The sequence below is a fragment of the Corynebacterium silvaticum genome (assembly GCF_002162115.2).
In the GTDB taxonomy this organism is placed as follows: domain Bacteria; phylum Actinomycetota; class Actinomycetes; order Mycobacteriales; family Mycobacteriaceae; genus Corynebacterium; species Corynebacterium silvaticum.
This window is the reverse complement of the sequence record NZ_CP021417.2, coordinates 1,538,646-1,553,904: the sequence shown is the minus strand read 5'-3', so window position 1 is coordinate 1,553,904 and position 15,259 is coordinate 1,538,646. Positions and strand designations below refer to the sequence as shown.

The 15,259-nt window shown below is 52.0% G+C and carries 17 protein-coding genes; 11 read left to right on the top strand and 6 right to left on the bottom strand.

Annotated elements, in window-relative coordinates; translation table 11 throughout:
* Positions 1-29 precede the first annotated feature (29 nt).
* Both CBE74_RS19695 and CBE74_RS19690 read left to right on the top strand, forming a co-directional pair.
* On the top strand, positions 30-3,152 hold the full coding sequence (locus tag CBE74_RS19695) for a DNA translocase FtsK (RefSeq protein ID WP_087454144.1): 3,123 nt from the start codon (positions 30-32) through the stop codon (positions 3,150-3,152).
* Between the two features lie 298 nt (positions 3,153-3,450).
* Positions 3,451-4,470: a TerC family protein gene (locus tag CBE74_RS19690; protein WP_375167323.1), complete on the top strand. Its 1,020-nt coding sequence runs from the start codon at positions 3,451-3,453 to the stop codon at positions 4,468-4,470.
* Between the two features lie 124 nt (positions 4,471-4,594).
* Here the strand turns inward: CBE74_RS19690 and CBE74_RS19685 are convergent, their stop codons facing one another.
* Positions 4,595-4,888: a YciI family protein gene (locus CBE74_RS19685; RefSeq protein WP_087454142.1), complete on the bottom strand. Its 294-nt coding sequence runs from the start codon at positions 4,886-4,888 to the stop codon at positions 4,595-4,597.
* Between the two features lie 111 nt (positions 4,889-4,999).
* Between CBE74_RS19685 and pgsA the strand changes: the two genes are divergently transcribed.
* The 4 genes from pgsA (at position 5,000) to CBE74_RS19665 (ending at position 7,513) form a co-directional block, all read left to right on the top strand.
* Positions 5,000-5,593, top strand: coding sequence for a CDP-diacylglycerol--glycerol-3-phosphate 3-phosphatidyltransferase (gene pgsA / locus CBE74_RS19680; RefSeq protein WP_087454141.1), 594 nt, complete (start codon positions 5,000-5,002; stop codon positions 5,591-5,593).
* Positions 5,583-6,098, top strand: coding sequence for a CinA family protein (locus tag CBE74_RS19675; protein WP_087454140.1), 516 nt, complete (start codon positions 5,583-5,585; stop codon positions 6,096-6,098). The genes pgsA and CBE74_RS19675 overlap by 11 nt, the downstream gene beginning before the upstream one ends.
* A 115-nt stretch (positions 6,099-6,213) precedes the next feature.
* Positions 6,214-6,546 (top strand): helix-turn-helix domain-containing protein, encoded by a 333-nt coding sequence (locus tag CBE74_RS19670; RefSeq protein WP_087454139.1) that lies wholly within the window; start codon positions 6,214-6,216, stop codon positions 6,544-6,546.
* Positions 6,547-6,676: 130 nt separating this feature from the next.
* Positions 6,677-7,513 (top strand): PspA/IM30 family protein, encoded by an 837-nt coding sequence (locus tag CBE74_RS19665; protein ID WP_087454138.1) that lies wholly within the window; start codon positions 6,677-6,679, stop codon positions 7,511-7,513.
* Between the two features lie 88 nt (positions 7,514-7,601).
* On the opposite strand, the gene CBE74_RS19660 is transcribed toward CBE74_RS19665, so the two are convergent.
* Genes CBE74_RS19660 through CBE74_RS19650 form a run of 3 tightly spaced genes read right to left on the bottom strand, consistent with a single transcriptional unit; the run spans position 7,602 to position 9,509 of the window.
* A complete protein-coding gene (locus CBE74_RS19660; protein WP_087454137.1) occupies positions 7,602-8,216 on the bottom strand; it encodes an energy-coupling factor transporter transmembrane component T family protein in 615 nt (204 codons plus the stop codon).
* Positions 8,213-8,905 carry an energy-coupling factor ABC transporter ATP-binding protein gene (locus CBE74_RS19655; RefSeq protein ID WP_087454136.1) on the bottom strand — a complete coding sequence of 231 codons (693 nt, stop codon included), beginning with the start codon at positions 8,903-8,905 and terminating at the stop codon, positions 8,213-8,215. Before CBE74_RS19655 ends, CBE74_RS19660 begins: the two co-directional genes overlap by 4 nt.
* A gap of 4 nt (positions 8,906-8,909) precedes the next feature.
* Positions 8,910-9,509, bottom strand: coding sequence for a biotin transporter BioY (locus CBE74_RS19650; RefSeq protein WP_166740997.1), 600 nt, complete (start codon positions 9,507-9,509; stop codon positions 8,910-8,912).
* 77 nt (positions 9,510-9,586) lie between these two features.
* Between CBE74_RS19650 and CBE74_RS19645 the strand changes: the two genes are divergently transcribed.
* The 5 genes from CBE74_RS19645 to CBE74_RS19625 all read left to right on the top strand — a co-directional run bounded on the left by CBE74_RS19645 (position 9,587) and on the right by CBE74_RS19625 (position 14,149).
* Entirely contained in the window at positions 9,587-9,799 is a 213-nt protein-coding gene (locus CBE74_RS19645) for a DUF3046 domain-containing protein (protein WP_087454905.1), read from the top strand.
* Positions 9,800-10,053: 254 nt separating this feature from the next.
* Complete coding sequence (gene recA / locus CBE74_RS19640) at positions 10,054-11,163, top strand: recombinase RecA (protein ID WP_087454135.1); 1,110 nt, start codon at positions 10,054-10,056, stop codon at positions 11,161-11,163.
* Positions 11,156-11,761, top strand: coding sequence for a recombination regulator RecX (gene recX / locus CBE74_RS19635; RefSeq protein WP_087454134.1), 606 nt, complete (start codon positions 11,156-11,158; stop codon positions 11,759-11,761). The genes recA and recX overlap by 8 nt, the downstream gene beginning before the upstream one ends.
* 104 nt (positions 11,762-11,865) lie before the next feature.
* Complete coding sequence (gene miaB, locus CBE74_RS19630) at positions 11,866-13,404, top strand: tRNA (N6-isopentenyl adenosine(37)-C2)-methylthiotransferase MiaB (RefSeq protein WP_087454133.1); 1,539 nt, start codon at positions 11,866-11,868, stop codon at positions 13,402-13,404.
* Between the two features lie 73 nt (positions 13,405-13,477).
* Complete coding sequence (locus CBE74_RS19625) at positions 13,478-14,149, top strand: Rv2732c family membrane protein (protein ID WP_087454132.1); 672 nt, start codon at positions 13,478-13,480, stop codon at positions 14,147-14,149.
* A 13-nt stretch (positions 14,150-14,162) separates the two neighbouring features.
* On the opposite strand, the gene CBE74_RS19620 is transcribed toward CBE74_RS19625, so the two are convergent.
* Both CBE74_RS19620 and CBE74_RS19615 read right to left on the bottom strand, forming a co-directional pair.
* Complete coding sequence (locus CBE74_RS19620) at positions 14,163-14,561, bottom strand: GNAT family N-acetyltransferase (protein WP_233426107.1); 399 nt, start codon at positions 14,559-14,561, stop codon at positions 14,163-14,165.
* Positions 14,552-15,043 (bottom strand): hypothetical protein, encoded by a 492-nt coding sequence (locus CBE74_RS19615; protein ID WP_225871132.1) that lies wholly within the window; start codon positions 15,041-15,043, stop codon positions 14,552-14,554. The genes CBE74_RS19620 and CBE74_RS19615 overlap by 10 nt, the downstream gene beginning before the upstream one ends.
* Positions 15,044-15,259: the final 216 nt, after the last annotated feature.

Here is a 15,259-nt window from a genome sequence, read left to right as displayed (position 1 = left end):
ATGTGACGTGAGCGTCTAAGCTTGGCTACATGACTGTCAGAAGCAATTCCCGATCTGCCGGATCCTCGGCGCACCAGAAACGCTCGCGAGGATCTTCTAATAGATCCGCACCACGAGCTACAGGTGGGTCAACTGGGCCGAACAGTCGTAATAAGAGGAGTGCTTCTTCTGTGAATCATCCTGCACAGTCTGCGCGTCGTGCCGCAGATACTTCTGAGGAGCGGACCGGCAGTGCTTTCCGCGCTGTCGGTGGTGGCCTGGCGTCTCTCTTCGGCGCTACGGCGCGAGGGGTCGGATCTCTTACTCGAGTCATCGGAGGACTCGGCAAAAACCGAGACGATGATGAGGTCGAGGAGTTCTTTGACGATGACACAGATAATAAGGCTCGTCGCAAGCGTTCTGCTGTCCGCAGCTCTGAGGATGATGCTGTTGAGGAGGACAATGATTACGGTGATGGCCGACTAGCTGAGCAACGCGCTGATTCTATTGGGCTTATCCTTATCGCTTTGGCCGTCGTTTTGGGTGCCTCTGTGTGGTTTAACATCGCTGGACCTATTGGTGAGGGAATTTCTGCAGGGGTGCATTTCCTCATCGGATCAGGGGCGCTGATTCTGCCAATTCTCCTGGTTGCTGGTGCTATTGCCCTGATGCTAGGGCATTTCCCGTCCACGGATTCGCGAGGACGCATTGTTGGCGGAACGATTCTGATTGCGGTGTCCGTGCTTGGCCTGGTGCATCTTTTCGGTGGTAATCCTTCCGACTGGCCGGGTCGCGCTGCCGCTGGTGGAGCCGTGGGGGCGTATACCGGTGGGATTTTGGCCAAAGGCTTTTCTTCCTATTTAGCTATCCCGCTTTTGGTCATCATCATTATTTATGGGGCCCAGAGGATCACAGACATCACAACACGGGAGCTTGTCGACGCCCTCCGCGAGTTTATAAACCAACATCGCGGGGCCGATGCAGATGAGGAATATTCGGATGTCGATGAAGAACTAGAGGCACGTGCGGAAGGGGAATCGTCTCGCAGGGGAGCGTTGGCAAGCAGAAAGGCTGCGCCTCGTACGAGCACCTGGGCTGAGAACACAGCGCCTTCTCGCGGTAGATCTGAAATTGATTCACGAATCAGCAAAAAGCCATCAACGCCTTTGGATGCTTATCCATTGGAAGAAAACGATGAAGAAACTGGGCTATTTGAGGTTCCGACAAACCCGGATCAGAGGCGTCGTCCCGCTGCGCCGAAGCGAAGCGATGATACGCGCTTGCCTAGAGATATTTCTGATACCGATGAGCTTCCGATCGTCACGGATAAGACTGAAGTGGTGGAAAGACGTCCTTCGGCCGCTAGAAACGCTGCCCAGCAAGTAGCGGGGATCGTCTCGGGGGACGTCGGCGGTGCAGTCTCAGGGGCGGTGGCCGGCAATGTTTCTGCTGCCGGCCAAGCTGTGACGGCTGCTGCGGCAGCTGCTGATGTGGTTGCGGCGGGGCGTAAGGCGGTACAGGAAGCGGTGTCGGCGCGTGCGCAGCAACCGGTGGCGTCGACAATCCACCAGGGAGTTGAAGATGCAAGGACTGTTGATCGCGTAGCAGATGATTACGAGGTTCCTAGTACTGAGCTTCTTATCCCTGGACAACAGCCCAAAACCCGTTCAGCTGCCAACGATCGGATGATTGAGGCGATCACCGATGTTTTCGCGGAGTTTAAAGTCGACGCGCACGTGACGGGATTCTCCCGTGGTCCAACGGTAACCCGTTATGAGGTTGAGTTGGGGCCGGGCGTGAAGGTATCCAAGATTACAAACCTCCAATCAAACTTGGCGTACGCGGTTGCGACGGACAACGTGCGCCTTCTGACACCGATTCCGGGTAAATCGGCCGTGGGCATTGAGGTCCCTAATACCGACCGCGAGATGGTTCGGCTAGGAGACGTGTTGAATGCTCCTGAGGTTCTGGCGGACACCGATCCGATGCTCATTGGCCTGGGTAAAGACATTGAGGGAGACTTTGTCGCGCACTCGGTGCAAAAGATGCCTCACTTGTTGGTGGCGGGTTCTACTGGATCCGGTAAATCGGCATTTGTAAATTCGCTTCTGGTATCCATGCTTACCCGAGCAACCCCTGAAGACATACGACTGATTCTGGTTGATCCAAAGATGGTGGAGCTTACGCCTTATGAGGGTATTCCGCACCTGATCACTCCTATTATTACTCAGCCTAAAAAGGCAGCGGCTGCGCTTCAATGGCTGGTGGAGGAGATGGAGCAGCGGTACATGGATATGAAGTCTGCGCGTGTGCGACACATTAAGGACTTCAACCGCAAGATTAATGCCGGCGAGATCCAATCTCCGATGGGGTCGCAGCGTGAATATCATGCGTATCCCTATATCGTGTGCGTTGTCGACGAGCTAGCAGACCTGATGATGACTGCGCCTAAGGAAATCGAGGATTCGATCGTTCGAATTACGCAAAAGGCGCGAGCAGCGGGAATCCACTTGGTCCTGGCTACGCAGCGCCCCTCCGTTGACGTTGTGACCGGTCTGATTAAGACAAACGTGCCGTCCCGGTTAGCCTTTGCTACTTCATCCTTGACCGACTCGCGAGTGATTTTGGATCAGGGTGGGGCAGAAAAACTTATCGGCATGGGCGATGGGTTGTTTATTCCGCAAGGAGGAAGGCCTCAGCGTATTCAAGGTGCCTTTGTTACTGATGAGGAAATCCAGTCCGTTGTAGACGCCGCGAAAGCACAGGGCCAGCCTAATTACACCGAGGGCGTGACCACTGATAAGGCAGCTGAGGCGAAGAAAGATATTGACTCCGATATCGGAAATGACTTGGAGGATCTGCTCCAAGCTGCTGAATTAGTTATTACTTCTCAGTTGGGTTCGACCTCAATGCTGCAGCGTAAACTGCGCATTGGCTTTGCCAAAGCTGGCCGCTTAATGGATTTGATGGAATCTCGAGAGATCGTGGGACCATCGGAAGGCTCGAAAGCGCGAGAAGTTTTGGTGAGGCCGGAAGAGCTAGAAACAACGCTGTGGATGCTTAAGGGCGCAAAGCCTGAAGACGCCCCTAAAGAGTTTGATACGGATGGCGGCGCCGATGCATCGTCTACAACAACGCAATCAACATATAACCCCACTGGCAATGCTTTTTAATTTTATCCATGGACAGCGCTTGGCTCTGCAAGGGGCTTAGCGTTGAAATGAGAAGCTTAGTCGGTCTGGGTGGGCAAAATGCTTGTGATCGACTACACTCGGGCACCGTGCATGGAGGGGAGTACCCCACCCACAGCATTGATCGTCAACACGGCAATCTTCATAGGTTCCCGGTCGTGCTGGCTCCTATAGGAGCTTCTGGCAAAAACAGCTAAAAGTTCTAGGAGTGGGGGAGACCTCCGGTTCATCCGCTGACCGAATGAGACCGGAGGTGTCTTTTTCCTTGGAAGTAAACATGATGGTATGGATCATCACTTTTGTGGTGATCTCAGGGTTTTTTGTTTTTGATTTTTATTCCCACGTAAAAACCCCACATGAGCCCACGCTCAAAGAATCTGCAGGATGGTCTTTGTTCTATGTGGTCCTGGCGTGCGCTTTTGGCGTCTTTCTTTGGTTTGTTTGGGGCGAGCCTGGTAACCCGCATCAACACGGGATTGAGTTCTTCACGGGATATGTGACGGAAAAAGCACTTAGCGTTGACAACCTGTTTGTCTTTGCGTTGATCATGGGGACTTTTAAGATTCCTCGTAAATATCAACAAAAAGTGCTGCTTATTGGCATAGCGCTGGCGCTGATCTTTAGGTTGATCTTTATTTTGCTTGGCGCCGCTGTGATTCACGCCTGGTCAGATGTGTTCTATATCTTCGGTATTTTCTTGTTGTACACCGCTATCAAACTCATCTATGACGAGGCAACCGATCAACCTGAGACCGACCCCAACGATATGCGGATAATCAAATGGTTGCGCAAAGTAGTTCACGTCACGCCCACCTATGAGAAGGATCATCTCTACATTCACCAAAAGGGTAAATTTGCGCTAACGCCGCTGTTTATCGCCCTGGTGGCAATCGGCATGATTGACCTCATGTTTGCGTTTGACTCGATTCCTGCAATCTATGGCATCACTAAAGAACCGTATATCGTCTTCACCACTAATGCGTTTGCGTTGCTGGGTCTGCGCCAGATGTACTTCTTGCTCGATGGCCTGCTTGAGCGTTTGGTCTACCTGCCTTATGGATTGGGCATCATCCTCGGCTTTATTGGAGTGAAGCTAGTCCTGCACGCCCTGCATGAAAATAATCTTCCGTTTATCAATGGCGGTAACAACGTTTCAGTGCCAGAAATTGGCACGGTGTGGTCACTTGTTGCCATCGTGGGGATACTGACGGTGACTGTGCTTGCCTCTGTAATTAAATCCAAACGCGATGACCCCCAAGGCGTAGTGCGCACTAAAGCGGTGTATGACACTGATGAATAAAGGCTAGCTACGCGCCAAGCAAGCATAGAAGGCAACGCAGAAAAGACTCTGCCGCATACATAAGGAAGCAATACCCTTAGTGCGGCAGAGTCTTTTGCATGCAACGGCAAATTTTCCAGCCGTTTTAATATTCAAAAATATTGATCACGGGGTTCCATGTGTGGGTGGTGCGTCCGGTGAGGGCACCCTCTGCGTAAAAGGGATCGCGGTCCATGATCGCTGTAGCGTCGGCAAGCGTGCTGGGCTCGGGCAGTCGTACAACGAGTAGTGCGCCCCCGTCGCCGTCGACAAAAGGACCAGTACCGATGACTGTTCCTTCTTCTTTGAGTTTGCTGCAAAATTCGCGATGACGTGGGCGAATCTCTGCGATTGCGGGGTTATTGGGGTCATAACTATAGAGGAAAGCAAAGGTGTTCATGTTTTAGATTGTATCGTTAGAAACCCAAGCACCACTGCGGGTTGATCGAGAATTCTCAGTTGACTAATCGTGTGGTGCAGCAAATGATTAGCGCGGAGGCGGGTATGGTGAGTGATTGTGAATGAGGAACGCACTGTCAACACACCGGAACATAAGCCTTCTAATTTTAATGTTCCTAACGTCCTGACTAGTCTGCGCATCATTGTCATCCCATTATTTGCGTGGCTCGTTATTTCAGGTGATGGTCAGCATGTCTCGTGGATGTGGTGGAGCCTAGGCGTCTTTGTTGCGCTCATGATTACGGACAAGTTGGATGGCGATATAGCACGAGCTAAGAACCTGGTTACTGACTTTGGCAAGATTGCGGATCCGATCGCAGATAAAGCGTTGATGATCACGGCGCTTGTGTGCCTGAATATTGTGGGACTCGTGGGGTGGTGGGTCACGGCTATTATTGTGGTTCGCGAACTCGGCATCACGTTCTGGCGCATGGGTGAACTGCGTAAAGGAAACGTGGTTCCAGCCAGCAAGGGCGGGAAGATTAAGACAACCCTCCAATCTTTGGCGGTAGCGCTGTATCTGATACCTCTGTCTGGAGTTTTTTCGGTTGTTCAGTTCCTCGTGATGCTAGCCGCCGTGGCGATCACTGTTATTACTGGTGTGCAATATCTTATCGACGCGCGTCGATTGAATCGTGAACGATAACGTGGAGGGCGCGCAGCGGGTTATCACCGCCTTGAAACGGCGAGGCGAGACCCTCGCGGCATGCGAATCGCTTACAGCTGGTTTGTACATGGCATCGCTTGGCGACGTTCCAGGCGCCAGCGCAGTGCTCACAGGTGGCTTTGTTACCTATGCTACGAGCTTAAAACACGATTTAGCCGGGGTGGATCAATCAATACTTGATGAGTTCGGCCCCGTTTCTTCCGAATGTGCTGTGGCTATGGCACAGGGGGCGCGCATCCGATGCGGTGCCTCTTGGGGGGTTTCTTTAACCGGTGTTGCCGGACCGGACCAGCAGGCAGGGCATCCGGTGGGTGAAGTGTGGATTGGGATTGCTTCCCCCGCGGGACAGGCCAATGCGTATCGTGCAGGAGACCTTAGTGACTTAGGTGCGAAGGACGGGCTTCTTGTGAGCACGCGACCTCATATCCGGTCTGCGGCTGTGCGATGTGCCCATGAACTCATGATGCGACTTTTAACAGTGTAAGGTTTGTGTAACGCTGTGATCTACTACTGCTCTATATTGAGTAGAGTTGACGCAAGTTTGGGAATTTCTATGGGAAGTGGGAACAAAAGGGCGGCTTAAGCCGTTTGAACTAACGATGATGAAATATACCGCTGTCTTAGATAATCCAGTTTCGGCTTCTGCCACTGGGCGGTCTGCTCGTGCACCAGAGCCGCTTTTGCGCCAAGCATTGGGAGCTGCGCTGCGTGCTTTCCGCGCAGACAAAGGTATTACGCTGCGCGAACTCGCGGAAGCGTCGAGAGTGTCTCCGGGATATTTATCGGAGTTAGAACGGGGCCGGAAAGAAGTATCCTCGGAGCTTCTGGCTTCTGTCTGTCATGCGCTGGGAGCTACTGTGGCTGACGTCCTTATTGAGGCCGCAGGCTCTATGGCCGTGCGGTCGGCTGAAGCCGATCTAGCTCGCGTATAAGCAAGACTAATTTTCTTGATTTTGTCCCCGACCTGTGGTGAACATGGTCTGATAGCTCGAACCTGAGCTAGGATTATTAAGCGCGTGCATAACGCGAACAAAACTATTGAAATGAAAGGCCTAACGCACGATGGCTAACCCATTTTCCAAGGGATGGAAATACCTGATGGCTCTCTTTGATTCTAAGATCGAAGAGAACGCTGACCCGAAGGTTCAGATTCAGCAGGCTATCGAGGATGCTCAACGCCAGCATCAGGAGCTATCGCAGCAGGCAGCAGCAGTTATTGGTAATCAGCGCCAGCTGGAGATGCAGCTCAACCGTCGTTTGGCTGAGATTGAGAAGCTTCAATCCAACACTCGCCAGGCTATTCAGCTTGCAGATAAAGCACGCGCTGAGGGCAACACGCAGAAGGCCACAGAGTATGAAAACGCTGCAGAGGCCTTCGCTGCGCAGTTGGTTACTGCGGAGCAGGGCGTAGAGGACACCAAGCAACTGCACGATCAGTCGCTTCAGCAAGCTGAGGCAGCTAAGAAAGCAGTTGAGCGTAACTCCATGGCGTTGCAGCAGAAGGTGGCAGAGCGCACCAAGCTTCTTAGCCAGCTCGAGCAGGCGAAGATGCAGGAGAAGGTCGCAGAGTCGATTCAGTCGATGAACTCTATCTCTAACCGCAATACTCCTAATCTTGACCAGGTTCGTGAGAAGATTGAGCGTCGATACGCTAATGCTTTGGGCACTGCGGAACTCGCTCAGAACTCCGTGCAGGGGCGTATGGCTGAGATCGAGCAGGCGGGCGTGCAGCTTGCAGGCCACTCACGCTTGGAGCAGATTCGTGCAGAAATGGCAGGCGGCCAGCTCGCGTCCGGCAATAGCGCCCAGCAGCGCTCGATTGAGGCGTCGCAGGCAGCACCGAGCGCTACCGATGATGCTGTGGCGCAAAAGATGCGAGAGCTTCGCGGAGAAGCATAAAGCTGCGAATCAATTGTTATACGAATAAGGCACAAGTCCCCGATTGGTGGTAGGACTTGTGCCTTTTTGTTGTGCTAATAAAGAGCGCCTAATCGCCGGCGCCACGTGCCATAAGCGCATCCGCTATGCCCCGCGCGCGACGGATGGAGCGGATCATCACAGGCGTTCCTAGGGCCATAAGAGAAAAAGTGGCACCGCGGGCTTTCCTAGCGTCTAGTACCTCATAGACGGTTGCGAGCATGAGGGGGATGAGTCGAAGTGTTAAAGAAAACGCCAACGTGATGGTTTCTACAGGAACTCCAAACCGTTCCGTGGGGGCTAATAGTCGTTGCACCGCCTCCATCATTGAATCCAGAGTGGTGGTCACCGTGAGAAGCATTGCGAGCATGAGCGAAGAAAAAATAGCTAAAACAAGGGTGGATGCGTACGGCAATCCTTTTTGCCACCACTGAAATGCGCCGAGGAATAGCAATATAAGTACTGGGGGCCACAGTTGCCCCCACGCAATACGCGGGGGAATTTTTGCCAAGATGTACAGAGATACAGAAAAGAGGACGCAGAATAGTGCGACAACCGGCTGTTTTACTAAAGCCGTTGTAGCTATGACAAAGACTATAAGGAAGCAAAACTTTGCACTTGGAGGGATTCTATGGATAACGGTTTCGCCTGGAACATAGACTCCTAAAGGGACATTGCGCATCATAATGGGTTGTTTTCCATAAGGGAGACATACTGTGGGATCACAGACTCGGGTGAACCATCGAGCAAGATTTTTCGCTCATGAACGCACAGAACTCGATCGAAATTGCTTAAAAGATCAAGGTCGTGACTGACCACAATAACCTGCTGCTCTAGCCCTTCGATGATGGTCTTGATATGAGCGCGGTTGCGCATATCTAAAAGTGTGGTTGGTTCATCCATGATCACGATTTCAGGCTCTATGACCAAGACAGATGCCAACGCAAGTAGTTGTTTTTGCCCTCCGGAGAGCAGATGAGGCGAGTGCTCCGCGTGTGATTCAAGGCCAAAACGGGCTAGCACGGTTGCGATGCGCTTGCGTCGTGTCTCTTTATCCAGTTTGAGGCGGCGCAAAGAGAAGGCAATGTCGTCTTTAACCGTTGGCATAATGATTTGGTTCTCTGCATCAGAGAACACAAAACCTACTTTACGGCGAACCATCTTGCCTTGCGTTGCGACGTCAAGGCCGTCCACGACTACGGTTCCTGAAGACGGATCGCTTAGCCCGTTAATAAGCCGCACCAAGGTAGACTTTCCGCCGCCGTTAGCACCGATAATACCCACGCGGTGTTCCTTGAGCGACAGACTTACGGAGTCGAGAACGGGCAGGTCTTCGTAAGCCACGGAGACGTTGTCAAAGATGATGCTTGGCATGGTCCTAGCCTGCGGACGGGGTGGTACGGCGAGTACCGCGGATATCCGGGAAGGCCGCGTGCACGCCTAATGCAATGACAACAGCGATGACGAGTTTTACAGCATCAGGGCCAACGAAGGGAATATTAACAGCTGCCGCCTTGGCAAAATCGAGGCCGGCTCGAATCATAAGTCCAAAGGTTCCGCATGCGTATTGGACTAAGAGTGCGGAAAAAGCTGCGAGGGCAAAGAAGACCGTGGCTAAAGGCTTGGATTTCTTTGGTGCGAGATACGCAATGGTTCCTGCTACCAAAGGCGATAGCAGGTAACCAACGAGGTAACCTACCGAAGGGCCTGATAATGCAGCCAGGGTAGTACGCCCACCTGCCAGTACAGGGAGACCGATTAGTCCGAGCGCGAGGAATAGAGCCGTCGCAAGGAAGCCTCTGCGTCCGCCTAGGATAAGGCCGGCCAAAATGATGACTGCGTTTTGCATAACGATAGGGACGCCGGCAGCGCCTACCGGAATGGAAACGAAAGCAAAAACAATGATAAGAGCCGCAAAGACTGCGATATAGGCGAGGTCAAGTAGTCGATTGCGCTGAGAAGAAGTGTTCACGTTCATAAACAGTAGTAGTTAACGCTGTTCAATTCACTATCGGGGCTGCGCTGTGCATGGGATTATCGCCTACGATGACCACTATGCGATTAACAGAGTTTCACCAGTTGGTAGTTGATGAATTCGGCAGCACTCGCGGACCGTGGTTGCTCCATTCTCATGTCCTGGCAGCATTGGGGGATACTCCGAATCGCTTAATTGAGAATGGGGTAGAGCCGCGAGCAGTGTGGTGGGCATTGTGCGAAGACTTTTCGATTCCCGAAAGCAGGCAGCTGGGGCTAGATAATCCGAATTAAAAGGTGCTCAGGACTATGCACAATTCTACGGAGACTGGTTTGCTTGTCGAACATCTGTTTGTGTATTCTCGTGGGAGATTAATGCGATGTTGGCAGTGGTCGTTAGGATTCATGCTTAGTTGAGTCGAGCTCACCAATCGGGGGTGGAATTCCCCGGCTATACACTGATGAGGGATCCGAAGTGCCCTGATCATTCGTTAAAAAGATGAGCCAGATTAATTTGAGTGTTCCTCAATGAGAAAAGAAGGATAAAAATGGCAGCTAAGAAAAGTTCGAAGTCTCAGCCGGCAACAGGGGATAATCGGCAAAAAGCGCTCGACGCGGCCTTGGCTATGATCGAGAAAGACTTTGGTAAAGGCGCAGTAATGCGCCTTGGTGACGAAAATAGGCCTCCGATTAGCGCCATTTCTTCTGGAAACACTGCAATCGACGTTGCCCTCGGCATCGGTGGTTTCCCTAAGGGGCGCATCGTCGAGGTGTATGGACCTGAGTCCTCGGGTAAAACGACTGTGGCGCTGCACGCCATAGCGCAAGCGCAGCGTGCTGGGGGGATCGCCGCGTTTATCGACGCCGAACACGCCTTGGACCCAGACTATGCACGCAAGCTCGGCGTAGATACAGACGCGCTGTTGGTATCTCAGCCAGATACCGGTGAACAAGCTCTGGAAATTGCAGACATGCTTGTTCGCTCAGGTGCCATAGACATCATTGTTATTGACTCCGTGGCTGCTCTTACCCCTAAAGCGGAAATCGAGGGGGAAATGGGAGATAGCCATGTTGGTTTGCAGGCGCGTTTGATGAGCCAGGCTTTGCGCAAGATCACAGGCGCTCTCTATAACTCGGGAACGACCGCTATCTTTATTAACCAGCTGCGTGAAAAAATTGGCGTGATGTTTGGTTCACCTGAGACAACTACGGGTGGTAAAGCACTGAAGTTCTATGCCTCAGTTCGGTGCGATGTTCGTCGCATCCAAACGCTTAAGGATGGGCAGGATGCCATTGGTAACCGGACCCGGCTAAAAGTGGTGAAGAATAAGGTCTCGCCCCCATTCAAAATTGCAGAATTTGACATCATGTATGGCGAAGGAATCTCGAGAGAATCCTCCATCATTGATTTGGGTGTAGACAACGGAATCATCAAAAAATCGGGCTCGTGGTTTACCTATGATGGCGACCAACTCGGGCAGGGTAAGGAAAAAGTCCGTCTGTACTTAAAGCAGACCCCTGAACTGGCAGACGAAATCGAAGAGAAGATCTTCCGGGCACTGCAGATTGGAAAGTACGCTAATCAAAACGATGCGCTTACTGATGATCCAGTAGATATGGTCCCTAATATCGACTTTGATGATGAGGACAATGGCTAAGATTGATCCAAGTCTAAGCAAAGAAGACAAGCTCAAGCGCCTTTCGCGGGCGCTTGAGCGCTATCACGAGGAAGGCAGCGAGCTTTTTGATAAAAAGTTCGAAGAAGCCAAAGCTCCGGTGAAACACCGCGCGCTTCTGTTGCTCAATCAACGTCAGCGCTCACGCCACGAGCTTAAGCAACGGTTGCTCTCTTTGGATTTTGAAGAAGACGTTGTTGATTCGGTACTGGAAGACTTTGAGCATGCAAAGCTACTCGACGACCAAACGTTTGCCAATGAATGGGTGCGGCAACGGCATGTAGCACGTGGAAAATCTCGCGCTGCGCTTAACCATGAGCTCAAAGAAAAAGGAGTGGCCAGGCAACAGTGTGAGGAAGCACTGCGCCAGGTTTCTGAAGATGATGAAGAAAGCGTGGCGAGCACCTTAGCCTGGAAAAAGGCTCGGTCGATTAAAAAAGTGCCCGAAACGCGAAACGACTATGACAAGGCACTCAGAAGAATCGTAGGTGTGCTTGTGCGTAGAGGCTTTGGGCAATTCCAGTCGCTGCAGATCGCACGTTCTGCACTAGAACAGCGGTTGGATGAACTTAAAGAATGAAAGCCAAGGAACAGCATCCTAAAAATGCAGGTGATCCGGTTATGGCTTTTATCCCTTGACCACTACAATGGCGTGACGTGTCATTGTCAACAAAAGATGTGCAGATGAAGAACGAGAAGTCCGAGAAAACAACTGTGGGCGTGGGTAAGACGTATGAGGTGCGAACCTTCGGTTGCCAAATGAACGTCCACGACTCTGAAAGACTTTCTGGGCTTCTTGAAGACGCCGGATACTCACCCGTAGCAGCTGGTGATGAACCAGATCTGGTGGTCTTTAATACCTGTGCTGTCCGAGAAAACGCTGATATGCGCCTTTACGGCACCCTGGGGCAATTACGCGCAACCAAAGTGGAACGCCCTGGGATGCAGATCGCCGTGGGCGGTTGTCTAGCGCAAAAAGACAAGGACACCGTTGTTAAGAAAGCGCCTTGGGTAGACGTGGTTTTTGGCACGCATAACATTGGTTCGTTGCCAGCGTTGCTTGATCGTGCGGAGCATAACAACCGTGCTCAGGTAGAGATCGTAGATTCCTTGGAGCAATTCCCCTCCGTCCTTCCCACAAAGCGAGAGTCTGCATATGCGGGATGGGTGTCGGTGTCCGTCGGATGCAACAATACGTGCACGTTCTGTATCGTGCCCTCACTGCGCGGTAAAGAAGCCGATCGCCGTCCCGGCGACATCCTGGCAGAGGTTCAAGCACTCGTGGAACAGGGTGTGTCTGAGGTAACGCTGCTTGGGCAAAACGTTAACGCCTATGGTGTTAACTTCGCGGATGCTTCGATTGAGCGTGATCGTTCCGCTTTTTCTAAGCTTCTGAGGGCTTGCGGTGATATCGAAGGGCTCGAACGACTGCGTTTTACCAGTCCACACCCGGCCGAATTTACTAGCGACGTCATTGACGCCATGGCGGAGACTCCTAATATTTGTCCGCAGCTGCACATGCCGCTTCAATCTGGTTCGGACAAGGTCTTGAAAGAGATGCGTCGCTCGTATCGATCAAAGAAATTCCTTGCGATTTTGGATGAGGTAAGGGCGAAGATACCTTATGCCTCGATAACCACAGACATCATTGTTGGTTTCCCAGGTGAGACTGAAGAAGATTTCCAGGCGACACTGGACGTGGTAGAAAAAGCCCGTTTTACGAGTGCTTATACCTTCCAATACAGCCCTCGTCCGGGAACACCTGCAGCAGAATATGAAAATCAGATACCAAAAAAAGTGGTGCAGGAACGCTACGAGCGTCTCCTAGAGCTGCAAGAGCGAGTGTCTCTCGAAGAAAACCAGAAGCTGATTGGCACAGAGGTTGAGCTTTTGGTGCAGGCTGAAGGCGGACGGAAGAACAATAAGACAAACCGGCTCACCGGACGTGCCCGTGACGGCAGACTGGTACATTTTTCCCCAGAAGGTGTCACGGATGGGGAGATCCGCTCAGGCGACATTGTTGTCACTACGGTCACTAGCGCGGCGCCGCACTTCTTAATTGCAGATTCTGGCGTTATCTCGCATCGTCGTACAAAAGCCGGTGATATGAGCGCCGCTGGAAAAGTACCTACGACTGCGCCTGTCGGCATTGGGCTAGGATTACCTTCAATAGGTGCACCAAGTGCACAGAAGTCCGCGTCGCAGGATGCTTGTGGCTGCTAAGTCAGGGAAGCACATTACATCTGTTTGCGCACTGTGCGCAGCATTATTGAGTCGTTAATAGGAGAAGGCAGTAGTGTCTGAAGCAAAACAAGAGCCAGTTTCTGCTAGCCAGTTAGCACGTGAAGAGAAGACCGTTTCTCGTCGTGTATCAACGGATGGCGCGCGTGCCGGCATGCTTGTGGCTCTTATCCTTTTTCTTGTTGGCCTTGCGCTACCTCATACAGGTGGAATTCGCGGGGTACAGCTACTCATCCCCGGCGACTATGGCTCAGTCAAGGTGGCGGAGCACATCTTTGTGTATGTGGGGACATTGTCCGTCGTTGTCCTTAATGGCTTGACGTTATTATTCCGACGTACTTTAGCTGCCAATGTATGCTATCTACTTGGTGGAATCTCCCTGCTGGTTTCCTTGTTCTGCTTATGGATGAGGCTGCCAAGTAAAGAGTTTCAAGGACAGACCGGTATCGGAATCGGCTTGTTATTGGAAGTGGCAGCCACGATTATTCTGGTCTTCTTTTTAAGCTTGATTATCTTTGCTCGAAGCGATGAACAAGCAAAGGTTGCTCAGGCGCGGGCAGAACATGAAAACCTCGATGAGGTCGGCTATGCACAGCGCTCTCTGCGCATAGCCGACCAGGCGAATATGCCGAAAGACAACCCATTATTTGTTGATGATCGGCGTCGGTTAGCTGCAGCGAAGCACAAGAAGAACCAGGAACGTGGAACCGACAAAGACAACCGATAAAGCCAGTCCCCGGTTAAACTAGTTTTTCCTCCCATGCGCGTACTGCAGCTACGTGTGTAAACCCAAGTTGGTTATTAACCGTTTGCATGGCCACGTTGTACGTGGCCATCTCGGTATATATACGCTTGATATGAGGCCATCGACGAAGCGCTTCCGCTATACAGAGCGTTTTGATCAGCGTGCCCAGATGCTTTCCCCTATATTCGCGTAGAACAAGGGTAAAGCTTTGTTCGGCGACAGAAGGAGATGCGTCGGCGCGTCGAGAAGCCTCGCTGAAAGCGATGGCCCTTCCTTGGTGCACGAGCACGGTAGAAACTACTTGGTTTCCGCGATGGCGAGTTGTTTCAGCTGCTTGTTCTAGCCTTTCCCTAGTCCAGGGGCGTGGCTTCCTAGTTAATGTGCCTACCGGTATGTCGTGGGCTGCTTGATCGAATAGCGACAGGAGGCTGTCGACGATATCATGTGGCGGCGCATGATCGTAGTAGGTGAGGGATTCACAATCTTCAGGAATCTCTGTGGGATAATCCTGAGCGGGTACATATCCTTGAATCTCATCCAGACCTTGGACAAAGCCTTGTTCATGGATGACTGACTCGAGGAAACTGCTCTATAAGGAGTCGGCTCCGCGGGCATGAGCTTCCACAATTGGATGATGGTACGACCTAGCTTTTCCGCAAGCGAGGGGAGAGATTCCAACAATAAGCGGACGCCTTCGCGTGCCTCGTCGCTTGGCTGTTCTGCGGGCAGGGGCTGAAGCTCCGCATCCAGGATGATGTCGCACGCGATTGAAGAAAGATTTGACTGCAGCGGCACGTCAATTTCTAGGTATCCGACTGGATAACCAACAGTGCTTTCCTCTGAATCCGGTAAAGAATGATCAGTGCAAGGAAGCATCTCTAAACCTAGCTCACCGATTGGATATGTCGGCGCCTGAGGCTCTGTCTGGACAGCAACAACAATAATTGTTCGTTGAGCAGGAGAACCATGAATTTGTTGGATAACAGAGGCAACGGTGGAAGACGTGGAGTTATCCCCGCTGATGTCTTGTGTCGCTAGATTAGAGGAAAAGTGAATGACCGAAGCAGATCACTCGGCTCGATGTGAGACGAG